The following is a 24,779-nucleotide window of genomic DNA, read 5'->3' as shown; positions in this document are numbered from 1 at the left end:
TCTGATAAGGATGTTAGAACAGGCTTAAAGCCCTGTGTAAAAGGGCAGAGATCGGTGTTCTAAGTCAACCCGAAAAATGGGAACGGTTGCTGAACGGGTTTTGAAAAAAAATGTTTCGCAAAAGTCTCGCCTAAGATTAAAAAAACCAGTAATAAGGGAACTCAGAAAAGTTTCTTTTTGATGAATAAAGCCACTACAATTCCAGACAGGATAAAAGAAAGGCCCATCAGGATGAAAAAGGCATGGGGTGAATGCTGAAGAGGAAGCTCGATATTCATGCCGTAAATACTTGCCACAAGATTAGGCAGCATGAGCACAATAGTGACCGAGGTCAAAAATTTCATCACCACGTTGAGGTTGTTGGAAATCACCGAAGCATAGGCATCCATGGTGCCTGTCAAGATGTCGCTAAAGATCTTGGCCATGTCAATGGCCTGGCGGTTTTCAATCTGAACATCTTCTAAAAGCTCAAGATCGTCTTCGGTAAGCCTTAAGAAACGACCAGACTGCAGGCGACTTAAGACAATATCATTGGCCCTTAAGGCCGTGTTGAAATAGACCAAGCTTTTTTCGATATTGAGCAGCTTAAGAAGCTCTTTGTTGCGCATAGAGCGGTAAAGCTCTTGCTCGTATTCGTTAATGAGCCTGTCTATCAAGCGGAGATAACGAAGATAAAGGGTGGCAATGGAAAAAAAGAGATGAAAAAGAAATAGTACCGGGCGTTCAAGGGTAAAATTTTTCACCCTGTTTACTGCCATCAAGAAATCTTCGAATACGGGATTATCTTTCAGGCAGATAGTTATGATGACCTCATCGGTAACAATTATGCCAATAGGGATGGTCTCATAGCGCACGTAACCTTCTTCATGCCGCGGATCTGGCACCCGCAAAATAATCAAGAGTTGGTCTTCTTCGAGTTCGATACGGGGGGTTTCTTCTTCGTCAAGTGGATAGCGCAAAAACTCAGGGAGAATCTTTAGGGTTTCTTGGACATACTGGAGTTCTTCTTCGGTGGGAGAGGTGAGACAGACCCAGCAATGCCGCTCAATTTGCGGCGCAAGGGACAAAACGCCTTTTTCCGTGCGATAAATCCGTAGCAAGATCGACCTTCTTCGTTCACTTGAGTACCGTTTTTAAAAAAATTTAATCCTGTATAATGGCTTAAAATTTTCCTTTGCCGTTTACCACGAAATGAAAAAATGAGCAACTCAGTTTCAAAAGAAACAAAAGAGAAAATGCGCTTTGATATCATCACGATTTTTCCAGAATACTTTGAAAGTCCGCTAAAAGTAGGAGCTCTCAAAAAAGCCCAAGAAAAAGGTCTTATTTCCATTAATTTCCTAAACTTGCGTGATTTTGCTTTTGACAAACACAAAATGGTTGATGACCGCCCCTTTGGGGGCGGAGAGGGCATGGTCTTTAAGCCCGAGCCCCTTTTTCGAGCCATTGAAAAAACAAAAAGAGAAGGAAACCCTTATATCGTCTATCTTTCCCCTCAAGGGCGCCTTCTCAACCAAAAGATTGTCCGCGAGCTTTACGAAAAAAAGCATCTGGTTCTTATCTGTGGACGCTACGAAGGCATTGACGAAAGAATCCGTGAACACTTTATTCACGACGAAATTTCTATTGGTGATTACGTGGTCTTCGGCGGGGAGGTAGCAGCTCTGGTAATTGTCGAAGCAGTTGCACGCCTGGTGCCAGGGGTGGTTGGCAAACGCGACTCCGTGGAAAAAGAGACCTTTAGCCAAGGGCTCCTTAAATATCCCCAATATACCAGGCCACGAAATTTTATGGGCTATGAGGTCCCTCAGGTTTTGCTCTCAGGTGACCACGCCAAGATAGAAAAATGGCGGCGTCAAAAATCACTTGAAGTCACCTTCAAAAGAAGGCCTGATCTGCTTAAGGCTGCCGAGCTTACCCCTGAAGACAAAGAATTTCTCAAAAAACTGGGATGGAAAGAAGATGCCTGAACCCCGTGTTTACGTAGCCTTAGTGCATTATCCCGTGATCAACAAAGAAGGTAAAATAATTGCGTCATCTGTTACCAATCTTGATATTCATGATATTTCAAGGATTTGCCGTACCTACGGAGCAAAGGCCTATTACATAGTCCAGCCCCTCAGGGAGCAGCGCGAACTGGTAAAAGAACTCATCGAGTATTGGCAGAATGGCTATGGTAGGGTATATAACCCCGATCGCGAGGACGCTTTGAAGATTTTAAAAGTGGTCCCAGCGCTCAAAGTGGCGCTTGACGAAATAGCAAGAAAAGAAGGACGGGTGCCTTTGCTTTTAGGCACAGATGCCCGTGAAAAATATGCTAATATTAGCTTTGCGCGCGCACGCGAATTGGTATGGAGCGGAGAAGTAATACTTCTCCTTTTAGGCACGGCCTGGGGGCTTGCGCCTAAGTTAATAGAAGCTTGCCCCTACGTGCTTGAACCTATTCGCGGAAGAGGAAATAATTATAATCATCTTTCTGTACGCGCAGCAGCTGCTATTATTTTAGATCGCCTACTTGGCGAAAGCTGGTGGAAAAGGATTTAAGGAGGAAAGTCATGCTTCCGGTAATCAGAGAAATCGAAAGCGAATTTATGCGGAAAGATTTACCTGAATTTCGCCCTGGAGATACGGTAAAAGTCTATTTCCGTATTGTGGAAGGCGAGGACAAAGAAAGAACCCAGGTCTTTCAGGGAGTTGTTATCAGAAAACGTGGCTCTGGCACAGGTGCCACCTTTACCGTACGCAAGGTCTCTTACGGCATCGGTGTTGAGAGAACTTTTCCGCTTCATTCACCCCGTTTAGAAAAGATAGAAGTAGTCAAGCGCGGTAAAGTGCGTCGTGCTCGTCTTTACTATCTTCGTGGACGTACTGGTAAAGCTGCAAGGATTAAGGAGCGCCGTTAGGTTGTTTGGTAAACCTTCTCGTTGGGAAAGAGAAAGACAGTTTTTAGGGCGTTACCGCTACATTGCCGGGGTTGATGAAGTCGGCCGCGGGGCCTTGGCTGGCCCCGTAGTGGCCGCAGCGGTTATTTTGCCCCTTGATTTTGATCACCCTCACTTGGCTGATTCCAAATGTCTTACCCCTGAAAAAAGAGAAGAACTCTATCAGATCATCACTAAAGAGGCTGTTTCCTGGGCAGTGGCCCGTATTGAAAACGAAGTTATTGACCAAATTGGCATTTTGAAGGCAAGCCTACAGGCTATGGCGCAAGCCCTTGAAGCGCTTTCCCCAAGGCCAGAGCTAGCCCTTGTGGATGGTAAATTCACTACTCCATGGGCAGGGCTTCAAAAAGCAATTATTGACGGCGATGCCCTTTGTCGTTCAATAGCTGCGGCTTCCATTGTAGCCAAAGTTACCCGTGATGCTATTATGGCTGAAGCTGCAAAGCTTTATCCTGAGTATAGCTTTGAGAAACACAAAGGCTATGCCACCAGAAAACACCTGGAGGCCTTAAAAACACATGGCCCTTGTCCCCTCCATCGTCTCTCTTTTCGGCCGCTGGCAGAAACCGAAAGACCCGAAAGTCTTGGGTTCTTTCGCGGAAAAGCTGGCCGTATGGTACTTTCGCCTTAAAGGCTACCATGTTTGCGCCAAAAACTGGCGTACCCGCTTTGGAGAGCTGGATCTTGTGGTCAAAAAGGGTAAAACGCTGGTCTTTGTTGAGGTGAAAGCGCGCCGTAGTCTCCGCAAGGGAAGCCCGGAAGAGGCCCTAACGCCTGCCAAAAAGAAAAAAATACTCTCCCTTGCCAAGCTTTACCTACAAAAGGAAAAACCCAAAGCTCAAGTTTTGCGCTTTGACTTAATAGCCGTTGATTTTTCCGGGGAAAAGCCCCAACTTAGACATTACCAAGGGGTGATTGAAGATGACTACCAAACGTAAAAAACGCGAAGAAACCGCTTTAAAGGCCAAGAGAAAACCACTTTGGGTTGAAGCTAAACTGCCTGACTGGCGTGAAATTATTGCTGCTCCTTCCCAAAAAGCCGAAGAAATAATGCAAAGCTTAACCCTTCGCGAACAACTAAGCCTAATCCTTCAGGCTCCGTGGGAAGTTCGCGAAAGGTTAATTATTCTTTCCAAACAGGCTGATCGTCTGGTAAAAGCCCTTCCCCCTCAGGAGTTTTTCTGGACCGTAAAGGCCCTAAGCCCCGAGGAAGCGGTAACCCTTCTTTCCATGGCAAGTCCGACACAGCTCCAGTTTCTCTTTGACCTGGACTGCTGGCATAAGGACAGACTCGTTTTAGAACGAGTGCTTGCCTGGCTTACCCTAATGTTTGAGGCCAGTGAAGATGTAGTGGCCCGCTGGCTCAAACAGGTGGATTTTGATTTTCTGACTACCCTGATGAAACGCCTTACAGAAGTTTATAAACGCCCTGATGGCGTGGATTTAACCGAGGCCCGGGACTGGCTTCCACCTTATACCCTTGATGACATGTATTTTATAAACTTCAGGCTTGATAAGTTCGAACCACTCACCCGACGCTTGGTTGAGATCCTCATGGAAATTGATCCGGCACGTTATCGTGACCTTATGGAATCCATTATCTGGGAGCTTCCTGGAGAAGTAGAAGAAATGGCCTACCGGTGGCGCAGGGCTAGGCTTGCAGATTGGGGAGTGCCTGATTACTACGAATCTCTTGATGTCTATGCCCCGCAGACCCCGGACCGCATGCGCCAGATAGACCCTCTTTATCTTCCCGCTCAGGAGACAGAAGAAACCCCACCACCTGCGTTTTTGCCAGCTATCCATACCGAAGGCGTTGAGTTCTTTACCAAAGTGCTCTCAGGAATCACCGATTGGCGGCAGATTGACCGCCTTAAGCGAGAACTTGCTTGGCTGGTTAACAAGGTCCTCATCGTGGACATTGGCAATATTGACGATATCGAAGAAGCTCGAGGGGTTTTTGATAAAGTAGCCGGCTATTTAAACATTGGCCTTGAGTATCTTTCGCGGAAAAATCCCACCGAAGCCAAACACATTCTTGAGACTTATTTTCTGGAAGATATTTTTCGGGTGGCTCAAAAACTCATTAGTGATTTAAGACGCTATGCCCACGAAATAATCACCCAAGAGAACGTTGATCCTCGTATATTCCGCCACCTGGACGAACCCTATGCCTCTTATCTCAAGGGTGTTACTGCAAACGAAGCAAACCGCATCATGCTTTTTCTGCCGGAAAAAACCGGAACTGCCGAAGAATTCAGGCCTTTCCGCTCTCTTGCTGAAATCGAAAGGGTGCGGCGGGTGCTTTCCGAGATTGCTTATTGGGCGCCGCTCATCCAGCAGGCCTTTGGTGTGCCACCGGTGTGGCTTGCAGAAATCGCCCTTAAAAAGACCAACCTCATTGAGCCAGGCGATATAAGATGGAGCACCCTTATTTTAACGGCCCTTGCGAACTGGCTGGTTAACGAATCTTTTAAGTTTGAAGCAGTCCCTGAAAGCTTGTGGCCTAGCGTTATCGAAAAGTTGCTAACTAAAAAAGGCACCGGTGAGCGAAGTGTTATCAAAGAAAAAGTGAAAGAAGATGTATTTGAAAATTTTAAGCGATTGGCTAAAGAAGTTGCACCTCTTGAAGAAGACCACCTGCGCAGTTTTCTTAATTTTTGCTTCTTCAGGGCGGAGGAAGAATTCGCCTTTGCTGACAAAGAGAATATTCCTGAGCCACGTTATGTCCAGTGCATGCTCATTGAATTAGCCAAATAGTCGCCGCGCATTGTTTATGTCCGTGTAAGGATGGCCCTTTAGGTGACAGGCCGGGGGCCTGTCACCTGGTCAAGCTGAGGGCAGGCTCTCTGCCTTCCGCTCAAGTATGAGATATCATTGGGAGCAACGCTGTTCCCAGGGACCGTTCCCATTTTTCGGAACGAAAAACGGGAACGGATCTAGTGTTTTGCAAAGGTCTCAACAATATTAACAAACAGCGTTGTTCGGTCGCCTTTTAAGAAATTCAGGATATTCTCCACACTAATCTGGACAATTCGCCTGACTGCTTCGTGGGTATTGAAAGCATTATGCGGAGTCACAAATACCCTCGGGTGTGTAAAAAGGTAGTAGTTTAACAAAAAGGTTTTGTATTCGGTACTATCAGGCAAAACTTCTCCGGCCCTTAGGGTTTTCTGGAACTTGGCAAATTCCCTTTCTTTTTCAATTACGTCCAAGCAAGCAAACGAGATAATGCCTTTTTCTAGCCCTTCTATTAAAGCTTCTGTTTCAATAATTTCGCCACGGGCGGTATTTATGATGATTACGCCCTTTTTGAGCAAAGAGAGATTTTTTCTGTTTATAAGGTGGTAAGTAGAGGGAAGTAAAGGAACATGTAAACTGATGATATCACTCACTGATAAAAGCTTTTCAAGGTCTATGTAGTCAAATTCGTATTTTTTAGCGAAATCTTCGTCTGGATACGCATCATAAGCTACTACGTTCATTCCCAAGGCCTTGGAGAAAGTTATCATGTGTTTGCCGATTCTCCCTGTGCCCACGATTCCAATAGTCTTGTCTTTTAGTTCGTAACCCCTCAGTCCCTGGTAGTTAAAAATACCTTTTCGTGTTTTTTCGATGGCCTGAGGGATATTTTTTACTGCTGTTAGAAGCAAGGCCAGGGCATGTTCCGCGATTACATGGGCTCCGTAATCAGGGACCCTGTAAACAGCTATTTTATTTTGTTTGCAGAAATCTATGTCGATATGGTCATAACCTGCTGAGCGCGTTGCTATCATCTTCAAATTTTTGAATTTGGCCAGTGTTTCTTTGCGAAGGATGCTGTGCACAAAAACAGAGACTATCTCAAAATCCTGGTATTTTTCTGCGTTTTCAGGAACTAAAGCCTCTTTAGTATAAAAAACTTCATGACTTTTAAGTTCTTTTTCGACTATTTCTTTTTCCCAACCTTCAATTTCAAAAAATGCAATCTTCATGTAGGCCCCCATTGATAAAAAATTCACTAGCCATAAGATAAGAACAGCAGGAAAGAAAAAGAACCCCTTGCTAAATTTTTGTAAAAATTGTCAAACTTCGCTTTTGTATTTCAAACAGGATCCCGTTCTGTTTATCTTTGAGACCTTTGCAAACTACTTTCCCTTAAGGCTTGTTCGAGGATCCCTTGCAGTGGTGCTGACAACACTGATCCCGAAAATTTTGCAAAGGTCTCTATCTTTATATTAAGTTGCAGGCTAAAAGGCGAGCGAAGCTCCCTCCCCCTGCGCTATTTTGAACCCCAAGTTGAGTTTCTGGGACATGGGAACGAATCTATGAGAGAAGGCAGGCCACAAAGGGCCTGCCTTTTTGTTTTACGCGGCCTCTTTAAGCTCTCTTGCTCCTAGGAGGGAGTAGGTATATTGAAACCTGTTGACCTCAAGGGAAGTTTCATTGTTTTCCTTGTTGTAAGAAAAACGCACCTGGGTTGCGTCTAATAAAGCTATTTGAAGTCTAAAGGTATGTGGTTTTTTTGGAGCCCCGGCTGACATAGCACAAAAACGGGTGCACATGCCGTTTTTCTTGTCGTAAATGTCAAAGGTGAACTGGTCAAGGGCTGAGACAAAATAGCGTCCCGTGTCAACGATATTTTTAGTGATGGGCTTAAGGGCAGAAGAAGTGTCATCTTCAGATGCTATTTCTTCGCTAGGAGCCTCTGAAGTTGCGACTTCTGTGGTCTGTTCAGGTTCAACCCCTTCTTCGATTGTATCAGCAGGTATCTCTTGGGTAGCGGCCTCTTCGTTTAAAACTTCCTCGGCGAGGATCTCGCTGGTATCAGTAGTCTGCGAGGTTGTTTCTACCTGTTCTAAATGAATTTCAAGGCTAAGGGATACACTTTTAGCCTGTCCTTTCCAAACCGATGTTCCTTCAATGTTTAGGCTAAAATCCAGGGTGTTTGAATCAGAAATATTTAGATCTAAATTAAATTCCCGCAAAATTGACCTTGGACCTTTATTCAAAGAAGGAGAAAGTAAACTCTCTGCCGCGTGCAAGGTCCGTTGGATAGATTTGTCACCTTTGAGCAGGCTTAAAGCCTTGTGGAAAATGCGGTTTATATCTCCCAAAAACACCCGAAAAAGACCGTTTAGCTCGGAAGTGGCTATGTCGCCTGTGTCACTAACAGCAGGGGGCTTAGGCAGTTTTTCAGCAACTTTTTGCTCTGTTTGGAACTGACTTTGTTGCAAAATTTTGTTTTGAATCGTGACTTGGTCTTGGATTTGATTTTTTACTTGCGTTTGAGTTTGAAGTGGAGAGGTAGCGGGGTCCTGGCTCTGAATGCGATTTTGTGGCTTAGTACTTATTTGGTTTTTCTCTTGGGTTTGGGTTTTAGTTTGGTTTTGTACTTGATACGCGAGCTTTACATCCTGGTTAATTCCATTTACCATAGTGCCCTCCTTGGCCTGATTTTTTTATTTACTTTTCGGCAAGAAAAATATTTGATTAAAATTTTCAGAAAAATTTTTTGACCAAAGCTTAGTTTTTTTGTATACTTCTTTAATTACGAATATTTCTTTTGGAGGAATGATTATGGACGACAAGAAAGTAATGCCCAACAAGGTGATAACCTTGAGTTATCAGCTTGAAATCGAGGGCAAAGAAACTCCGCCTTGGTTTTCAAGGCCCATGCGTGTTAGCTTTCTCTATGGTCGTGATCCCCTGATGCCCCTTATCGAACAGGCCATCACCGGAGCTAAAGAAGGCGACGAACTTACGGTAACTATTCCCCCTGAGCAAGCATATGGCCCTTATGACAAAAGCCTTGTGCAAGAAATCTCACTTGATCAGCTCAAGAATCCCGACCAGGTAAAAGAAGGGGAGTATTACCAGGAAGTTACCCCTACCGGGCGTCAGCTTATGTTTCTTGTGCTTGAAAAGAAAAACGGCAAGGTCATTGCTGATTTCAACCATCCTGCTGCTGGGCACAATGTAATCATGAAGATCAAGATCGACGAAGTCCGCGAAGCAACGGCCATGGATTTTGCCGCATGCGATATGCGCAATTGCGGCAGTGGTTGAAGCTGCTAAAAACCTAGGGCAGGTTGTCCTAAAAAAAATAAAAAAAGCCCCGCTTAAGCGGGGCTTTTTTATTTCTAAGCTAAGTTCTTTCCAAAGCCTAGGTTTTCTCGTCCGCTGGTGCGACGCGGTGAGGGATCATACATCACCGAGGGCTGCTGTCTGAGGGGTTGCGGAAAGAGATTCATGAGTTGATAGATTTCTACGGGCATGTCCGTGCGCACAGGAAGCCCCAGCTTTTTGGCCTCTTCAAAAGTAATAGGATAATCGTGCGTCCAGCGGCCCTGAGACATGATTTCAGCCAATTCTTCTATCTTGCTATCAGGATACTTACCAGAAAGCAGTTCTTTTAACTGCTCTTTCATTTGTCTAAGGGCCTTTTCTGAAACGTCTGCCAAAATCAAGGTCTGGTCGTCAACTTTATCAATAGGTTTTTCCTTGGCTACTTTGACGATAGAAGCTGCTGGATACTGGCCGAGCTGCGGGTCAACAGGCCCGAGCACCGCGTGTTCGTCCATGACAATCTCATCTGCGGCGAGAGCTATAAGGGTCCCTCCGCTCATGGCATAGTGAGGCACAAAGGCCGTGGTTTTGGCCTTATGGCGTTTCAAGGCCTTAGCGATTTGAAGGGCCGCAAGCACCAAGCCTCCCGGGGTGTGAAGGATAATGTCAATAGGGACATCTGGGTCTGTCATGTGAATGGCACGGATTACCTGTTCAGAGTCGTTGATGTCAATGTAGCGCATCACCGGAAATCCAAAAAAGCTCATGGTCTCCTGACGATGCACCAGCAGAATAACCCTGGAATTGCGTTTCTTCTCGATTTTTTCAATCATGCGTTGCCTTGCGGCTTCAAGAAAACGCTGCCTCATAAGAGGCTGAAGCGTCATTAAGATGAAAAACAACCAGAAAATGTCAAAACCACTCATTTTTTTACCTCCTATCGATTTGTTTTTTGGTCATAAAAAGCAAGTACTCCCCATGGAGTACGTTCATCAGCAAAACACGGGCGCAAACCACGTTTGCAAAACAGGCGGTGGAAAAAAAGGCCTGCTAAGAAACCGCCGGCGTGAGCCCACCAGGCCACTCCCCCCACGATTTGTCCTTGCACCACGGAAAGGGTGCCTGAAAAGACCTGTATAAAAAACCACCACGCCAGGTATAAAACCGCAGGAATTTCAAAGAAGAACGGAAAAATGAAGATGGGAATCATGACCACGATCCTTGCCAAGGGGAAGAGCGCATAATAAGCTCCAAGCACCCCGGAGATAGCTCCTGAGGCACCAATGGTTGGGATGGTCGAATCAGGATGCATGTAAATATGAAAAAGGCTGGCACAAAATCCACACAGAAAATAAAAAATTACAAAACGAAGGCTTCCCATGCGGTCTTCTACATTGTCTCCAAAAATCCAGAGTGTCCACATGTTTCCAATGAGGTGAATCCAGCTCCCATGCAAGAAAAGACACGTGACAAAGGCAAGGTATTTAAGTCCGGGGAAAAGTTCAGCTCCCATGGGATGGGTGTACCGGGCCGGGACCACTCCAAGATAATAAATAATCTGCTCTACCAAACCCCTTGGCAGCGAAACCTCAAGAAGAAATACCAAAACATTGATAGCTATCAAAATGTAAGTGGCCACCGGCACCCCACGACGGGGGGCATCGTCCTGTATGGGAAACATCTTTAACCTCCTTTTTCTGCTGCCTGAAAAATGGGTTTGATGTTATGCTTGTCAAGATGAAATTATTAGAGGCAAAAGACCTAAACATCTTTTTGGCTAAGTCAAGAACTCCCATTGTGGAAAATTTGTCCTTTGATGTTGCTTCAGGAGAAATCCTGGCCTTGGTGGGTGAATCAGGCTGTGGCAAAAGCCTTACCGGCCTTGCTATAATGCGCCTTTTGCCTTCAGGTGTTGAGGCCAGGGGGAAGCTCTTTTTCCAAGGCAAGAATCTCTTTGAGCTTTCTCAAGAGGAAATGCGGGCTATTCGTGGCGGGCGTATTGCCATGATTTTTCAAGACCCTATGGTTAGCCTTAACCCCGTCTTTACCGTGGGTTACCAGGTGGCAGAGGTCCTTGTTTTGCACCAAAAAATTTCTTTTAAAAAAGCCCTGGAGCAAGCAGCTTCGCTTTTGGCAGAAGTTGGAATTCCTGCGCCAAAAGAGCGCCTTAAGTCTTATCCTCACGAACTTTCAGGGGGTATGCGCCAGCGGGTAATGATTGCCATGGCCCTTGCGGGAAACCCTTCCCTTCTCATTGCAGATGAACCAACCACCGCCCTTGATGTCACTATCCAGGCTCAGATCCTTGAGCTTTTGCGCAAACTTCGCGAAACCCGCGACCTTGCCATTCTTCTTATCTCACACGATCTCGGAGTGGTGGCTGAATTAGCTGATAGGGTGGCGGTTATGTATGCAGGGCGCTTAGTTGAGCAAGCAAGTTGCGTGGAGCTTTTTAAAAATCCACTACACCCTTACACCAAGGCTTTACTTGAAGCGTTGCCTCAGCCTGGCAAAAAAAGCCTTAAGGCACTTTCCGGCCATGTTCCCCCGCCTGGCGCAAGACCCAAGGGATGTAAGTTTTCTGAGCGCTGCCCCATCGCACAAAAACGCTGTTTTGAAGAAGAACCTTCTTTAAGAGCCAGCGGAGATGGCCATTTGGTAAGGTGTTTTTATGTCTGAGATCCTTACGTTTAGAAACGTCTCGAAGATTTATCATTTAAGGCGGGGCTTTTTCGCACCGAAAAGGGCCTTTTATGCGGTGCGAGAGGTGAACCTTGCGGTAGGGCGCGAAGAAATCTTAGGGGTGCTTGGAGAGTCTGGCTGTGGCAAAAGCACCCTGGCAAGGCTTGCTTTGGGGCTTGAACTTCCGGAAAAAGGCGAGGTCCTTTTTGAGGGGAAAATCCTTTCTTCTCTTTCAGAAAAAGAGCGCCGCCAGATAAGGCGCAAGGTCCAGATTGTCTTTCAGGATCCTTATTCTTCGCTAAACCCCCGTAAAAAGATTTTTGATCTGCTTGCAGAGCCTTTGGTCATCCACAAACTTTGCACTGAGAAAAAAGCCCTTCGAGAAAGGGTTGCTCAGATGCTTGCGCTGGTAAGGCTTAGCGAGGAAGACATGAAACGTTATCCCCATCAGTTTAGCGGCGGTCAGCGTCAGCGCATAGCCCTTGCAAGGGCCCTTATCCTTTCGCCTGAACTTTTGATTCTTGATGAACCCACCTCTGCCCTTGATGTTTCTGTACAGGCACAAATGCTCGAGTTGCTCTTAAAACTAAAACAAGAAAGGTGCCTTACTTACTTTTTTATCTCTCATGATCTTCCCCTGGTGCTTTTCTTAAGTCATCGGGTGGCGGTTATGTATCTTGGCCGGGTGGTAGAAGTCTCACCGGTTACGAATTTTTATGCCCTTCCGCATCATCCTTATACTGAAATGCTACTTGAAGCGGTGCCTGAGCCTGATCCTACGCTTCGTAAGCAAAGACGTCTTATTCAAGGGGAGCCCCTTGATCCCACCAAAGTAGAAAAGGGCTGTCCGTTCTTCCATCGTTGTCAGGAAGCATTATCTTCCTGTAAAGAAGAGACCCCAGCATTAAGAGAAGTTTCGCAAGGGCACCTAATAGCGTGTTTCAGGAGATGATAAGAATAGACGGCTCATATGGTGAAGGTGGGGGCCAGATCCTCCGTACCGCGCTTACGCTTTCTATGCTTACTCAAAAGTCTTTTGAGCTGGTTAATATCCGCGCCAAAAGACCAAAACCAGGCCTTCGCCCTCAACACCTTACCTGCGTTAAGGCTGCCCAGAAAATCTCAGGCGCAGAAGTAGAAGGCGCACGGGTAGGTTCTCTTTATCTTTCCTTTCATCCGAAAAAGGTAAAACCTGGTTCCTATCATTTTGATATTGGGACAGCCGGGGCCACGGCATTGGTCTTTCAAACCGTAGGCCTTGCGCTGGCGTGTGCCGGGGCCTCTAAGCTCCTTTTAAAAGGTGGCACCCATGTGCCTTACGCCCCTTGTTATCACTATCTTGCAGAAGTCTATGCTCCCATTCTTGAACAGCTTGGATTTTCTTTTGCCTTTGAGCTGAGAAGATATGGTTTTTACCCTGCAGGAGGCGGAGAAGTAAGCGTAAAAATTGCCCCTCAAAAAGAAATCAGCGAACCTTTTGAATTATGCGGCCCGTATAAAACGAAAAAAGTAAAAGTTCTTTCTGTGGTAACCGAAGATTTGCCTTCCCATATTCGCACGAGACAGGCTAAGGCAGCCTCGGAAATATTAGCCGAAAAGGGATTTGAGCCCGAAGTAAAACTTGAAAAAGCCTGGGCCAAGAGCCCGGGGACAGTTGTTTTTGTGGCCATTTCTGAAGGGGCAAAGCGGGCAGGATTTTTTTCCCTAGGTAAAAAGGGAAAGCCTGCGGAAAAAGTGGCCGAAGAGGCAGTTTTTGCTTTTTTCGAGTTTTATAAGACGCAAAAAGCAGTTGACCCCTACCTGGCAGACCAGCTCCTTTTGCCCCTTGCTATCACCAGGATGCCTTTTTGCTTTGATACTTCAAGATTAACCAGACATTTTTTTACAAACTTGTGGGTGATCAAACATTTTATCCCTGACTTTTCTCCAGAAGTAAGGGGAGACCTTGATACCCCAGGGATTGTTTCTTTTTTGGGAACGGTTTAATTACGGCCACCTAAAAATCCGGACACCTCAGAAAGGGGAAATTAAGTTAATGGAAATCATGCCAGGCATCTTGGGGAAACCACAGACCACTTCTCCCGTGTGGGATTGGACGCATCCGTGCTGATGTCTAGCCATGTACGTGGTATTATTTGAATTGTAAACCATGTAGGGGCGACGCATGCGTTGCCCCTACCAAAAAATGTCCTGCGTGGCGCCGCATTGGGTCGTTAGGGGCCGTGCTAGGGTTCATTCAAATCCGCTGTCACCCGCCACATCAGCGACCTATGGGAAAGACCGGACGCACAGGTATGGCAACGCAATTATTGGGAACAAACTGTCCCCAAAGAATGCACATTGAACATCATCCGCTAATAAATCGCCGAAAATCCCCTGCATTGGCACCTGGACTGCTATTCCCGCACACCAGGGCCGCGATCCACTTACCCGTAAAATTTGGCGCCTCATGCACACCTCGGTAAAATTTCATAACCCCGACAATAATAAAATAGCTTTATTATACCGGCCCAAAAAATGAGAAGATGAGGATAAGATGAAAAAAAATTCAAAAACACTAAATGAACTCATTCAAATCCTTTCACAGCATAAAAAAGAATTGAAAAATAGATATCGCATAAAGAAATTGAAAATTTTTGGTTCTTATGTTGAAGGCAAACAAACAGAAAAAAGTGATCTGGATCTAGTTGTGCAATTTTATGAAACACCTACTCTTATTGAGCTTGTAAAAATTGAGGAAGAACTGAGTGAACTTCTTGGCGTAAAGGTTGACCTTTTAACAGAAAAAAGCATAAGTCCCTTCATAAAACCCCACATAAGAAAAGTTGAGGTGGTAACGTGAAAAAAGTAGAACCATATCTCAGACATATTTTGCAAGAGTGCGAATTTCTTATAGAAGATTCTCAATAAATCGACACCTTTGCAAAAATAACCGAGATCAGTCTTGTTAAGACAAGAAGAATCATTCCTATTTTTCGTTTCGACAAATGGGAACGGATCCCAGACCTTAAGAACAGCCAAATAAATTGATATATAAGATGGACAGAGGGTATCCTTTAACCTGATTCACAAATAAGTAGAATAAAAATTAAAACACGGGTTAAAATGAATTATGCTGGTTGAAGAGCTGGAAAGGCAAAAAAAGCTACTTGAAGAAGTTTATAAGGCCAATCGCAGGTTGCGCAAAGTTCCCTTTGAAGACTTGGCAAAGGCCCACGAGCAGGGAAAGCTCCTTTTCATAGAGGGTCTTAAAAAACCCGCGTTTCGTTTCAAGCGTGAGTTCCGCGGTTTTCTCGCTGGCACAGTAGTAGGGCCACACTTTTTTATGCCGGGCTTTCCTAGTATCCCCAGGGTATTTGTACTTGAAACAGGCATTCCCCGCTACCTACGTGGGCCCTTTTATGCGGAAGAAAAAATCGAAGGCTATAACGTCAGGTTGGCCAAAGTATTTGGCGAGATAAAGGCCTTTACCCGAAGGGGCTACGTATGCCCATTTGCTACGGATCGCTATCTGGATTTTTTGCCAAGGCTTCCGGAATTTTTTGAAAAGTATCCGCAGCTGGTGGTGTGTTGTGAGGTAGCAGGCCCGGAAAATCCTTTTGTCTCAGAATGGCCGCCTTACGTAAAAGAAGACGTTTTATTCTTTGTGTTTGATTTGTTTGACCTTGAAAAAGAGACTTTTTTGCCTCCTGAAGAAAAGTATAAGCTTTTGCAAGCTTATGAATTCAGAACACCAGAGATTAACGGGCCCTATCAACCTGATGATATTTCTTCCCTTAAAAAACTCATTTTGCACTACGATGAAGAAGGAAGGGAAGGGATAGTTATTAAGCCTGCGTCTTTGCGCTACGGCCGGGTTATCAAATACGTTACTTCAGCGTCAAATGTGTCCGACCTGCGCGTGGCCTTTCCTTACATTGGTGAGCTTGATGCCAGCTACATTGTGCATCGGCTGGTGCGTATAGCCATTACTCGTTGGGAGCTTGGCCAGCCCTTTGACGAAGCCTTTTCCAAAGAGCTTGGAAGTGCCCTTTTTGGCGAAATAAAAAAGCTCCTTGATGGTGTATCGCAGGGTGAGCCGGTAGAAGAAGTCTTCAGGGTCAGGCTCAAACATAAAGAAGCCCTACATGCCCTTTTGGCCCATTTCCGTACCGCCCAGGTGCGTATAGAAATTCGCAGGGAAGAATGGAAAGATGGCTATTTGCATGTTGAATTTGCAAAGATTTACCCCAGAGCAACTTCTTTTTGGGCGGGGAAACTCCAAGGCCTTGCTCAGATAGACTAGCTTTTACACGTACAGGTTTTGGCGCGCCTGAAATAAGACTTCAGCAAATGCATGATAATTAGCGTTCCCAAAACAGCTGCTGCCAGGACGTTTAAAACTGATAAATGTGCGCCCCTATCCACCGGAGGCTTGAAGACAAAGCTTCCCTCTTGCCACAAAAAATCAAGTATTATGCCTGCGATGATAGAAAACCCAATAAGAGATAAGGCGTAAACAGCAAAGGTCTTTGTGCCGAAAATCTTTCGAATGATAACCAAGGAAGCGACATTGGTTGCTGGCCCGCTCATTAGAAAAACCAGGAGACTTCCTGGCGAAAATCCTTGCAAATAAAAAGAATAGGCCAAAGGCAGAGAACCCGTAGAACACATGTAAAGGGGGACACCGGTAAGCAGCATCGCCAGGTATTGCCAAAATCCAGGGCTAACTTTTTGCCCAAGGTACCCTGGAGGCAGAATGGTAACCAAAAGCGCTGCCAGAATAAGGCCTATGGCCAGCGGTCTGGCAAGCTCTGCCATCAGGTCCCCAAAACTGTAATGAAGGGCTTCTCTTAGAGGACTTGAACGATTTTGGGCGCAACAAGGAGATAAGTCTTCAGGGACCAATGAAATCTTTTTGTCTCTTATCACCAAAAAGCTAATGAATCCCGCGGCAATGCCTGCGGTTAAGGCCGCAAGGGCGTAGCTTACGGCAAAGGGCAAGCCAAAAAGCCCAAAAGTAATAAAAAGGGCGTCAATGCTCGTTTGTGGGGTGGCTACCAAAAAGGCCACCGTGGCCGGAAGCCCGGCACCGTGACGTGCTAATGAAAGTGCCACGGGCAAAACACTACACGAACACAGAGGAAGGGGAACCCCTAAGGCAGCAGCCTTAAAGATGGCTGAGACTTTGCTTGCCCCCAGATGGGTGGCCAGTTTTTCCTGAGGAATGAGCGCCTTTATAAGACCTGCTATTAAAAGCCCAACCAGAAAATAAGGGGCAATACTTGCCAGGATATGGAAAAAATTAGTGGCAAAAGTTGCCACAAATTCCGTTATGGTCATACATTTATTCTATACCAAACTATTAGGAAAAGAAACTGGCGATAAAGTGTTTTTACTTTTTAGAGCGTCCGTAAATGTCGTCGAATCTTACGATATCATCTTCGCCAAGGTATTCTCCGTTCTGGACTTCGATAATTTCCAAAGGGATTTTTCCCGGGTTTTCCAGGCGATGTTTGGTGGATTTGGGCACGAATATCGATTCGTTTTCGTGCAAAAACATTTCTTCATCGCCTATTTGAACTTTAGCCGTACCTCTCACCACTACCCAGTGTTCAGAGCGGTGATAATGCATCTGAAGACTTAGGCGTTCGCCTGGTTTGACCACAATACGCTTTATTTTGTAGCGCGGTCCTGCTTCTAGAACGGTGTAACTTCCCCAGGGACGATAGGTGGTAACGTGTTCTAGAGCCTCAGGGTAGCCTTCTTCTCGTAAGCTTTTTACAAGCTGGCTAACCTTTTGGGCGTCTCCCCGCTTCACTATCAAAATGGCGTCAGGGGTTTCTACAACCAAATGGTCTTCAATCCCAATGGTAGCTATGAGGCGTTTTTGCCCAAGGATCATGCTATTTTGGGTCTCAATGCTAATCACGCGACCTGTTTTGGCGTTTCCGTGTTCGTCTTTTTGAAGCACGTCAAATAAGGCGTCCCAGGAGCCGATGTCGTTCCAGTAAACGTCAAGTGGAACAACCGCTACCTGAGTTGATTTTTCCATGAGCGCGTAGTCAATGGAGATATCCGGCATTTGGGCGAATTCTTTGCCCATGGCGGCAAAGCCTTTTTCGTAAAGCCCGTAAATATCAGGGGCGCATTTAGAAAGTTCTTTTGCGAAGGTTTCTGGGGTGAAGAGAAAAATACCGGCATTCCAGTAATAACCACCTTCAGCAAGATAAGATTTTGCGGTCTCTAGGTCTGGTTTTTCGGTAAAACGGGCTACTTTATAAGCGAAACACTCTTTGTTTTTGCAAAGCGGCTCCCCTTGCTTGATATAGCCATAACCTGTCTCTGGGCGTTTTGGAGAGATGCCAAAAGTAACTAGGTAGTTTTCTTGGGCGATTTTTTCTGCGGCTTGAACTGTGCTTGCAAAAGTCTCTACTGGTTCGATGAGGTGGTCAGAGGGGCAAATCAAAAACGCCTCTTGCGGGTCAAACCCCAATACTTCACAGGCGTATTTGAAACCATAGGCAATCGCAGGGCCGGTATTGCGCCCCAAAGGCTCACAGAGGAGATGATAGCCGTTTGTGTCTGAAAGGTGTTCTTTTACGTGAAATTTATAGTCCTCACAGGTAAGGATAAGAATGTCTTCTGGTCTTAAAAAGGTAAGCAAGCGGTCAAAGGTTTGTCGTAAAAGGGAGCGTTCGCCATTTAGCTTGAGAAATTGTTTGGGATAGTCTTTACGGGAAAGCGGCCAAAGCCTTGTACCTGATCCTCCAGCAAGGATAATAGCCTTCATTTCTCCTCCGCCTTTTCTTTTAGTTTTTAAGAGGTGGTTGTCCGGTGGACTCCAGCACAGATTGCCAGAAACGGCTTCTGAGGTCTACTTGTTTGCGTTTTTTAACTGCAGCAGAAAGGGGAACATGGATATAACGGTCGTTTAAGTAGCTTACCATCAAACCGGTTTTCCCTGCCATGGCTGCATGGGTGGCATATTGCCCCAAAAAGCCACAATAAATACGATCATCTACAATGGCAGGTACACTACGGACAATATAGCTGGGATCAATATACCGGATATAAATCTCCTGACCTTTTTGGGTGAAGTGTTCTTTGATTTTATCTTTTAAGAATTTGCCTATATCCCCTAGCTTTAGATTGCCTGAGGCGTCGTATTCTGGTGGATCAGGGCGGACATATTTTTGCCCGGCACCTTCAGCTACCACGATGACCGCATGTTTGCGGGCTTCAAGGCGCGCCTCTAGCGCGGAGAGAAGACCGTTTGGGGGCTCAAGGTCAAAGTCATCTTCTGGAATCAGACAGAAATTAACTTCTTTGCGCGCAAGGGTAGCCGCAGCAGCAATAAATCCAGCATAGCGTCCCATCACTTTCACAAGGCCTACTCCGTTTGGCACGGCAATGGCCTCGGTGTGGGCACATCTTATGGCCTGACAGGCCATTTCTACCGCAGTATCAAAGCCAAATGTTTTAGACGTGAGGTAAATGTCGTTGTCGATGGTTTTGGGCACAGCAACTACGGCTATTTTAAGACCGCGCCGGTCTATTTCTTCTTTGATGAGACTTGCCGCCCTGAAAGTACCGTCTCCACCAATCATGAAAAGTATTTGTACGTTTAGCCGCTCAAGGGCATCAACAATCTCGTCAATGGGCTGATGCCCCCGCGAAGTGCCTAAGATAGTCCCGCCTAGTTCGTGGATGTTGGACACTACGTCAGGGGTAAGATACATCACATCGTGGCCGTATTTAGGGATAAAGCCCTGTAAGCCATAACGAATGCCGAAAATGTGTCTTACGCCATAGGAAAAATAAAGGGTCAACACAATAGAGCGAATTACGTCGTTAATTCCTGGGCAAAGCCCTCCGCAGGTTACTATAGCGGCTCTGGTTTTAGCGGGATCAAAATAGATTTTAGGCCTTGGTCCGGCAAGCTCTACTGTTGGCGGAAGTTTTCCCTCTTCCAGGCATTTTTTAAGATAGCCCTCTGAAATTTTGAGGGCCACTTTCATATCATCTGTGACGTAGCATATCGGTTCTTTTTTAAGGGGATTGTCAACCTTACAGGGCCCAAGTGTTTCTATCGTAAACTCTGTGTCGTCTTCTATCATTTCCTCTAACATTTCAAATTGACATTCCATATTTCTACCCCCTTTAGTTCTTATCGCCTGAAAAGCTTTTTCTTTAAAAGGTCCTGTAAAGCAGGGTAAAGTTCAGGAAACGAAAATTTGTATCCTGCATCAAGAAGCCTTTTAGGCCGAGCTTTAACTCCTCCTGTGAGAAGCATTGCAAGTTCTCCAAAAATCATCTCAAGCATCTTTGGGGGGACCGACATAACAGCAGGACGCTTAAGCACCCGGGCAAGGGTTTTGGCAAATTCCTTGTTTCTTACTATTTGAGGCGCAACGAAATTAAAAGGCCCAGATAGTTTTTTATCTTTTATGAGAAAAATGCTTCCACGGGCTACGTCTTCGATATGTATCCAAGGAAACCACTGGTTGCCTTTTCCAATGGGTCCACCTAAGCCCAATTTAAAGGGGAGCAGCATTTTTGATAAGGCCCCACCTTTTTGGCCAAGTATTATCCCAAAACGCAAGGTGCAGACGCGAACGCCTTTTTGAGTGGCTGAAAAAGCCATTTCTTCCCATTCCTGGCATACCTTTGCTAAAAAGTCTTTTCCAGGAGCGCTTTCCTCGGTGATTTCTTCTTCCCCGCGATCTGCGCCATAGTATCCCACTGCAGAAGCGTTCAATAAAGTTTGCCCTTTGGAAAGTACCGAAACTATGTTTTTGGTAGCGCTTAAGCGGCTTTCCCGAATGAGTTCTTTATAAGCTTTAGTCCAGCGAGCAAAAATATTGGTGCCTACAAGATTGATAACAACGTCTGCTTTAGCACAATCATGAAGCCAATCTCCTGCAACAGTGGGATTACCATAAGAAAGAGAAACTCCCTGGGGAACTACCAAGGCTTTTTCAGGACGCCTTACCAAAACCTTAACTTTAAAGCCCCTTTCTAATAAGGCGCGCGCAAGATATGGCCCTACAAATCCGGTTCCACCTGCAATGAAAACTTCCAATATTCACCTCCTGGCCTAATTAAACATCAAAACTGTTTAAAAAGACAAGTTATAAAATTTCGAAACTTTGCAAAACTGCTGAGATCTAAAATTGTAAGCCCAACTGCAAGGAGTCCTCTCCCATTTTTTGCAAAGGAAATTTGCTTTCCGGATTTGTTAACTCAGAGATTGCTTTTGACCTTTATTCATACTAAAGTTCTATGAAAAGGAGGGTGTATTAAATGAAGATTTTGTTGCTGCTTATTGTTTCTTCAGTTTTTTTTGTGAGTTGTAGCGGAAAGGGGTTTTATTTGTATTACGGAAAGGATGGCAGTGGTGAGCTAGACTGCCCGTGGGTAATAATTGGCCAAAAAAATGTCGGTTCTTCCGTTATAGAAAAACGCCTTTGTGGAAAAAAAGAGCTTAAGCAAATACTTGAAGAAGCCCATTTAGACGAAAAAGAAACTAGAGACCTATTTGAAGCAGCCTGTGGTGAAGGAGCTTCGGCAGTGAAATTTTTGCAAAAATACTATGCCCTTGAACCAGCAAAAAAAATCCGTCTACGTGAGAGTTTTGAGCGCCATGGCTATTTCCTGAATGACTATGGGTGCTAATTGAGGCTTACGCTTACAATTTTCGATATGCCCTTTTCTTCCATCGTTACCCCTATGAGGAGATCTGCGTTTTCCATGACGCGTTTGTTATGGGTTACCAAGATCACTTGGGAGTGTTTGGTAAGTTCTCGTAAAAGATTAACGAATTTTTCGGTATTGGCTTCATCTAGCGGGGCATCTACCTCGTCTAAGACACAAAAAGGCCCTGGTTTGACCAGATAAAAGGCACAAAGAACAGCAAGGGCGGTAAGGGCTTTTTCCCCACCTGAAAGCATAGCCAGATGGCGGATCGGCTTCCCGGGGAGCTTGACGATAAGATCAAGTCCGGCCTCAAGTGGGTCTTCTGATTCAGTAAAACGCAACTCTGCCGATGCTTCAGGGAAAAGTACCGGAAAAATCTGAGCAAGTTTTTCATTGGCAGCGGCAAGGGCTCGTTTCAGACGTTTGCGGCAGGTTTGGTTAATTTGTTTTACCGCTGCCTTTAAGTCATCCAACGCCTTTTCCAGGTCCTCTTTTTGAGAAATCAAGAAGTTTTTTCTTTCTTTTGTTTTTTCTAATTCTTCGATAGCTGCAAGATTTATCAGCCCAAACTTGTCTAATTCTTCTTTTACTTCCAATATTCTTTTATTTATGTCTTTAATGCGTATCTTTTCTTCGTTTTCCTCATTTAAAGGAAGGAAGATTTTAAAATTTTGGTAAGCTTGTTCGGCTAAATGCGCCAAAGTGAGCTCAGTCTGAGCCAAATCAACTGATATCCTGTTTAGAGCTTTTTCTTCATTTTCTAGCTCTTTGGTTTTTTCATAAACAATATTTCTTAGTTCTTTTTCTCTTTTTCTTAAATGGTCTAATTTCTTTTTCTTTTCTTCGATTACTCCTTTAATCGAATTTATTTCTTCTTGTTGGCTATTAAGAATACTTTTTAGCTCTTTAATTTTCTTCTTAATTTGCTGCCAATTAGTGTTTATTTTATCTTTTTTGTAAACAAATTTCTCTATTTGTTGCGCTAAAATGCTTTCTTCTTCGATTTGCTTTTGAAGTTCTTTTGTAAGAGTTTCTTTTTTTTCTTTTTTTCTTATGAGTTCTATTTCTATCTCTCTTAGTTTTTTACTTATTTCTAGCTTATGTCGTTTTTCTCTTTCATATTTTTCCTTCAGTTCAAACAGTTTTTCTTCGAACGTTTTAAATTCTTTTTTTAGTGGTTCTTTTTTGCTAGCTTTTTCTTCGATTTCATTCTTGATACTATTTATTTTTTCTTCCAGGAAGAAGATATTTTTTTGCAATATTTCTAAATTGTTTTCGATTTTTTCTAGGTTTATTTGATTTTGCTGCATTTCTTTAGTGTAGTTTTTAATTTTTTTAACAGATTCTTCTTTTTGAGCAGCTAGTTGACTTATTTCTTTTTTGAGCTTTTCCTGCCTTTCTTTTAAGATTTTGTTTTTGCTTTCTTTTTCTTTTATCTTGAGCAGTATTTGCTCTTTTTCTTTCACTAATGTTTCAAGCCTTTTTTTCTTTTTTAGTAACTCTTCGCTTTTTGATGAAGAAACAAAGACAAAACCATCAGGGGTAACTAATATATTTTTTTCTGGAATCAGATATTTCTTTTCTTCTTCAATGTTTGCTTCTTCCAGGCTTTTAACAATTTGAATATTTTTAGTTTTTTCTTTAAGGACGCTGTTAATGTCATTTCCAATAAAAAGCACCGCTTTTTTATTTGTATTTGACAAAACCTCAATCGCTTTCGGCAAGTCTTTTCTATTCTTTAAGATAATAGCTTTTGTTAGGTCTTGATATACGTGATCAATAATCTTTTCCTCTTCTTCAGTTAGGTCTACTTGATTTAGTGCCAGTTCAAATTTTATTTTGTTTTTGCTTAAAACTTCTGTTATTCCTTTGGTGGATTGACTTATAAAAGAAGATAACCATGAAACTTCCCTTTCAAGCTCTTTTCTTCTCAAATACAGCTCATGAAGTTCTTCTTCAATGATTCTTATATCGTTTTCAGTATTTTCTTCTATTTTAACCTTTTCTTTCAATTCGTCTTCTATTGCTTTTATCTTTTTTTCATAATTTTCTTTTTCTTTTGCTAGATTTTCAAGTCTTTGTACTATAATAGTTTTTTTATTATTTAGCTCTTCAACTTCTTTTATGAATTTCTCTTTTTCTTTTGTAACTAAGGCCAGCTCCCTGTCCAATCTTTCTATTTCACTACTAATTTGATCAAGTTTTATTTGCAGCGCTCTTGTTGCTTCTTCTAGCTCTTTTAATTCTCTTTCTTCGTTTTTTATATTTTCAGTAATTGTTTTATTTTCTTCTTTTAAGAAAAAATATGTTTTTTCCTTTTCTGGGAGATTTTTTTTGATCTCGTCTATTTCTTTTTTAATTCCAGATATTCTTAACCTGATTTTTTGTTGTCTTTCCTTATTTGCCGAAATCTTCCCTTCTATTTGCGAAATTTCTTTGGCAAAGTTCGATTCTTCTCTAAACAAAACGTTTATTTCTTTTCTTTTTACCTGGTGCTGTTCTTCTAAGTCTCTTAATTTCTTTTCTAAGTTTTGCAGTTCTTCCTCAAGGATTCCTATTTTGCCTTCACATTCTAGGATTTCTGGTTCAAGCTGTTCAATCTCTTTTTTTAATGATTTAACCTTTACTTCTAATTGTTTTCTTTTTTCGAGAATTTTTTCTTTCTTTTCTGTTTGTTTTTTATATTCCTGGTTTAACTTATGTATTTCGAGATTTCTCAGCTCTTCCTGCAAAGAAAGATATTTTTTAGCTTCAGCGGCTTGTTTACTGAGTTCTTCTAATCTTCCCTCTACTTCGCTCAAAATATCTTTTATACGTCTTAAGTTTTCCAGGGTTTTTGTTATTTGTTTTTCTGTTTCATCACGGCGGATTTTGTAGCGGCTAATCCCAGCCAGTTGTTCAAGGTGTTTGCGCCTTTCTTTAGGAGATTGGTCGATAAATTGACTTACCTGGCCCTGGTCTATGATGCCGTATCCCCGAGCGTAAACACCGCTATCAATAAAAAGATAGACAATGTCTTTCAGGCGGCAGGGTTTATTATTAAGGAAGAATTCGCTTTCACCGTCGCGATAAAGCCGCCGCACCACAGAAATCTCAGAAAGGTTAGCAAGCTCTTTAGGACCGTCTTTTTTTTCATTATCAAGGACAAGCCTTACTTCGGCAAATTCCGGACGAAAGCCGTTTTCACCAGCATATATGAGATCTGACATTTCCCGCACACGTAAAAGGCGTGGGTTTTGTTCTCCAAGGATCCACCTTAAGGCATCTACCAGGTTGCTTTTCCCTGAGCCATTTGGCCCCACAATGGCTGAGATCCCAGGGGGGAAGCTGATAGAAATCTTGCGCGGGAAGGATTTAAAGCCAAAAATTTCTAACCGTTTTATTTGCATGGCAAGGAAAATTTAACGGAAATCTAATAAGCGACAAGAT

At 43.9% G+C, this 24,779-nt stretch carries 23 protein-coding genes; 13 read left to right on the top strand and 10 right to left on the bottom strand.

From position 1 onward, the window contains the following. Positions 1-161: 161 nt before the first annotated feature. The gene (locus H528_RS0105075; RefSeq protein ID WP_022853257.1) at positions 162-1,100 is read right to left on the bottom strand and encodes a magnesium transporter CorA family protein; all 939 of its coding nucleotides are present in this window, start codon (positions 1,098-1,100) and stop codon (positions 162-164) included. Between the two features lie 135 nt (positions 1,101-1,235). Between H528_RS0105075 and trmD the strand changes: the two genes are divergently transcribed. Genes trmD through H528_RS0105045 form a run of 6 tightly spaced genes read left to right on the top strand, consistent with a single transcriptional unit; the run spans position 1,236 to position 5,702 of the window. Further along, the gene (gene trmD, locus H528_RS0105070) at positions 1,236-1,970 is read left to right on the top strand and encodes a tRNA (guanosine(37)-N1)-methyltransferase TrmD (RefSeq protein ID WP_028845793.1); all 735 of its coding nucleotides are present in this window, start codon (positions 1,236-1,238) and stop codon (positions 1,968-1,970) included. Further along, entirely contained in the window at positions 1,963-2,544 is a 582-nt protein-coding gene (locus tag H528_RS0105065) for an RNA methyltransferase (protein ID WP_022853255.1), read from the top strand. The genes trmD and H528_RS0105065 overlap by 8 nt, the downstream gene beginning before the upstream one ends. Positions 2,545-2,555: 11 nt before the next feature. Beyond that, positions 2,556-2,903 carry a 50S ribosomal protein L19 gene (rplS, locus tag H528_RS0105060; protein WP_022853254.1) on the top strand — a complete coding sequence of 116 codons (348 nt, stop codon included), beginning with the start codon at positions 2,556-2,558 and terminating at the stop codon, positions 2,901-2,903. Between the two features lies 1 nt (position 2,904). Continuing rightward, positions 2,905-3,573: a ribonuclease HII gene (locus tag H528_RS0105055; RefSeq protein WP_022853253.1), complete on the top strand. Its 669-nt coding sequence runs from the start codon at positions 2,905-2,907 to the stop codon at positions 3,571-3,573. Next, complete coding sequence (locus H528_RS0105050; RefSeq protein WP_028845791.1) at positions 3,527-3,880, top strand: YraN family protein; 354 nt, start codon at positions 3,527-3,529, stop codon at positions 3,878-3,880. Before H528_RS0105055 ends, H528_RS0105050 begins: the two co-directional genes overlap by 47 nt. Next, positions 3,864-5,702, top strand: coding sequence for a DUF6178 family protein (locus H528_RS0105045; protein WP_022853251.1), 1,839 nt, complete (start codon positions 3,864-3,866; stop codon positions 5,700-5,702). Before H528_RS0105050 ends, H528_RS0105045 begins: the two co-directional genes overlap by 17 nt. A gap of 179 nt (positions 5,703-5,881) precedes the next feature. On the opposite strand, the gene H528_RS0105040 is transcribed toward H528_RS0105045, so the two are convergent. Together H528_RS0105040 and H528_RS0105035 are read right to left on the bottom strand one after the other, a co-directional pair. Then, positions 5,882-6,916, bottom strand: coding sequence for an NAD(P)-dependent oxidoreductase (locus tag H528_RS0105040; RefSeq protein WP_022853250.1), 1,035 nt, complete (start codon positions 6,914-6,916; stop codon positions 5,882-5,884). Between the two features lie 372 nt (positions 6,917-7,288). Next, on the bottom strand, positions 7,289-8,359 hold the full coding sequence (locus tag H528_RS0105035) for a hypothetical protein (protein WP_022853249.1): 1,071 nt from the start codon (positions 8,357-8,359) through the stop codon (positions 7,289-7,291). 142 nt (positions 8,360-8,501) lie between these two features. Between H528_RS0105035 and H528_RS0105030 the strand changes: the two genes are divergently transcribed. Next, complete coding sequence (locus tag H528_RS0105030) at positions 8,502-8,990, top strand: FKBP-type peptidyl-prolyl cis-trans isomerase (protein WP_022853248.1); 489 nt, start codon at positions 8,502-8,504, stop codon at positions 8,988-8,990. A gap of 74 nt (positions 8,991-9,064) precedes the next feature. Here H528_RS0105030 and H528_RS0105025 read toward each other — a convergent pair whose 3' ends face one another. Further along, on the bottom strand, positions 9,065-9,916 hold the full coding sequence (locus tag H528_RS0105025) for an SDH family Clp fold serine proteinase (protein WP_022853247.1): 852 nt from the start codon (positions 9,914-9,916) through the stop codon (positions 9,065-9,067). An 11-nt stretch (positions 9,917-9,927) separates the two neighbouring features. Continuing rightward, positions 9,928-10,671, bottom strand: a complete 744-nt coding sequence (locus H528_RS0105020; protein WP_022853246.1) for a rhomboid family intramembrane serine protease — start codon at positions 10,669-10,671, stop codon at positions 9,928-9,930. Between the two features lie 44 nt (positions 10,672-10,715). Here H528_RS0105020 and H528_RS0105015 point away from each other — a divergent pair, with 44 nt between their 5' ends. The 5 genes from H528_RS0105015 to H528_RS12760 all read left to right on the top strand — a co-directional run bounded on the left by H528_RS0105015 (position 10,716) and on the right by H528_RS12760 (position 15,957). Beyond that, positions 10,716-11,669, top strand: a complete 954-nt coding sequence (locus tag H528_RS0105015) for an ABC transporter ATP-binding protein (protein ID WP_022853245.1) — start codon at positions 10,716-10,718, stop codon at positions 11,667-11,669. Beyond that, entirely contained in the window at positions 11,662-12,624 is a 963-nt protein-coding gene (locus tag H528_RS0105010; protein ID WP_022853244.1) for an oligopeptide/dipeptide ABC transporter ATP-binding protein, read from the top strand. The genes H528_RS0105015 and H528_RS0105010 overlap by 8 nt, the downstream gene beginning before the upstream one ends. Next, entirely contained in the window at positions 12,609-13,658 is a 1,050-nt protein-coding gene (gene rtcA, locus H528_RS0105005; RefSeq protein ID WP_157608135.1) for an RNA 3'-terminal phosphate cyclase, read from the top strand. The genes H528_RS0105010 and rtcA overlap by 16 nt, the downstream gene beginning before the upstream one ends. A gap of 550 nt (positions 13,659-14,208) precedes the next feature. After that, complete coding sequence (locus H528_RS0105000) at positions 14,209-14,514, top strand: nucleotidyltransferase family protein (protein ID WP_022853242.1); 306 nt, start codon at positions 14,209-14,211, stop codon at positions 14,512-14,514. 270 nt (positions 14,515-14,784) lie between these two features. Continuing rightward, the gene (locus tag H528_RS12760; RefSeq protein WP_022853241.1) at positions 14,785-15,957 is read left to right on the top strand and encodes an RNA ligase; all 1,173 of its coding nucleotides are present in this window, start codon (positions 14,785-14,787) and stop codon (positions 15,955-15,957) included. Here the strand turns inward: H528_RS12760 and H528_RS12755 are convergent. The 4 genes from H528_RS12755 to H528_RS0104975 are packed head-to-tail and all read right to left on the bottom strand — an operon-like array spanning position 15,954 to position 20,736. After that, complete coding sequence (locus H528_RS12755; protein ID WP_022853240.1) at positions 15,954-16,994, bottom strand: permease; 1,041 nt, start codon at positions 16,992-16,994, stop codon at positions 15,954-15,956. The genes H528_RS12760 and H528_RS12755 overlap by 4 nt on opposite strands. Positions 16,995-17,046: 52 nt before the next feature. Continuing rightward, positions 17,047-18,444 (bottom strand): mannose-1-phosphate guanylyltransferase/mannose-6-phosphate isomerase, encoded by a 1,398-nt coding sequence (locus tag H528_RS0104985; protein WP_022853239.1) that lies wholly within the window; start codon positions 18,442-18,444, stop codon positions 17,047-17,049. Between the two features lie 19 nt (positions 18,445-18,463). Then, positions 18,464-19,801 (bottom strand): ATP-dependent 6-phosphofructokinase, encoded by a 1,338-nt coding sequence (locus H528_RS0104980; protein ID WP_022853238.1) that lies wholly within the window; start codon positions 19,799-19,801, stop codon positions 18,464-18,466. A gap of 20 nt (positions 19,802-19,821) precedes the next feature. Next, a complete protein-coding gene (locus H528_RS0104975; RefSeq protein WP_022853237.1) occupies positions 19,822-20,736 on the bottom strand; it encodes a TIGR01777 family oxidoreductase in 915 nt (304 codons plus the stop codon). A 221-nt stretch (positions 20,737-20,957) separates the two neighbouring features. Here H528_RS0104975 and H528_RS0104970 point away from each other — a divergent pair, with 221 nt between their 5' ends. After that, positions 20,958-21,329, top strand: a complete 372-nt coding sequence (locus tag H528_RS0104970) for a hypothetical protein (protein ID WP_022853236.1) — start codon at positions 20,958-20,960, stop codon at positions 21,327-21,329. On the opposite strand, the gene smc is transcribed toward H528_RS0104970, so the two are convergent. Then, the gene (gene smc, locus H528_RS0104965; RefSeq protein ID WP_022853235.1) at positions 21,326-24,739 is read right to left on the bottom strand and encodes a chromosome segregation protein SMC; all 3,414 of its coding nucleotides are present in this window, start codon (positions 24,737-24,739) and stop codon (positions 21,326-21,328) included. The two genes, H528_RS0104970 and smc, sit on opposite strands and share 4 nt — an antisense overlap. Positions 24,740-24,779: the final 40 nt, after the last annotated feature.

The sequence above is a fragment of the Thermodesulfatator atlanticus DSM 21156 genome (assembly GCF_000421585.1).
Classification (GTDB): Bacteria; Desulfobacterota; Thermodesulfobacteria; order Thermodesulfobacteriales; family Thermodesulfatatoraceae; genus Thermodesulfatator; species Thermodesulfatator atlanticus.
Note: the sequence above shows the minus strand (reverse complement) of the source record. Positions and strands in the feature narration are given on the sequence as shown.

Bases quoted from the DNA above. Each gene is read 5' to 3' on its own strand.
- trmD (WP_028845793.1), top strand. From the start codon at position 1,236: ATGCGCTTTGATATCATCACGATTTTTCCAGAATACTTTGAAAGTCCG.
- H528_RS0105065 (WP_022853255.1), top strand. From the start codon at position 1,963: ATGCCTGAACCCCGTGTTTACGTAGCCTTAGTGCATTATCCCGTGATC.
- rplS (WP_022853254.1), top strand. From the start codon at position 2,556: ATGCTTCCGGTAATCAGAGAAATCGAAAGCGAATTTATGCGGAAAGAT.
- H528_RS0105045 (WP_022853251.1), top strand. From the start codon at position 3,864: ATGACTACCAAACGTAAAAAACGCGAAGAAACCGCTTTAAAGGCCAAG.
- H528_RS0105040 (WP_022853250.1), bottom strand. From the start codon at position 6,916: ATGAAGATTGCATTTTTTGAAATTGAAGGTTGGGAAAAAGAAATAGTC.
- H528_RS0105035 (WP_022853249.1), bottom strand. From the start codon at position 8,359: ATGGTAAATGGAATTAACCAGGATGTAAAGCTCGCGTATCAAGTACAA.
- H528_RS0105030 (WP_022853248.1), top strand. From the start codon at position 8,502: ATGGACGACAAGAAAGTAATGCCCAACAAGGTGATAACCTTGAGTTAT.
- H528_RS0105025 (WP_022853247.1), bottom strand. From the start codon at position 9,916: ATGAGTGGTTTTGACATTTTCTGGTTGTTTTTCATCTTAATGACGCTT.
- H528_RS0105020 (WP_022853246.1), bottom strand. From the start codon at position 10,671: ATGTTTCCCATACAGGACGATGCCCCCCGTCGTGGGGTGCCGGTGGCC.
- H528_RS0105015 (WP_022853245.1), top strand. From the start codon at position 10,716: ATGCTTGTCAAGATGAAATTATTAGAGGCAAAAGACCTAAACATCTTT.
- H528_RS0105010 (WP_022853244.1), top strand. From the start codon at position 11,662: ATGTCTGAGATCCTTACGTTTAGAAACGTCTCGAAGATTTATCATTTA.
- H528_RS0105000 (WP_022853242.1), top strand. From the start codon at position 14,209: ATGAAAAAAAATTCAAAAACACTAAATGAACTCATTCAAATCCTTTCA.
- H528_RS12760 (WP_022853241.1), top strand. From the start codon at position 14,785: ATGCTGGTTGAAGAGCTGGAAAGGCAAAAAAAGCTACTTGAAGAAGTT.
- H528_RS12755 (WP_022853240.1), bottom strand. From the start codon at position 16,994: ATGACCATAACGGAATTTGTGGCAACTTTTGCCACTAATTTTTTCCAT.
- H528_RS0104985 (WP_022853239.1), bottom strand. From the start codon at position 18,444: ATGAAGGCTATTATCCTTGCTGGAGGATCAGGTACAAGGCTTTGGCCG.
- H528_RS0104980 (WP_022853238.1), bottom strand. From the start codon at position 19,801: ATGGAATGTCAATTTGAAATGTTAGAGGAAATGATAGAAGACGACACA.
- H528_RS0104970 (WP_022853236.1), top strand. From the start codon at position 20,958: ATGAAGATTTTGTTGCTGCTTATTGTTTCTTCAGTTTTTTTTGTGAGT.
- smc (WP_022853235.1), bottom strand. From the start codon at position 24,739: ATGCAAATAAAACGGTTAGAAATTTTTGGCTTTAAATCCTTCCCGCGC.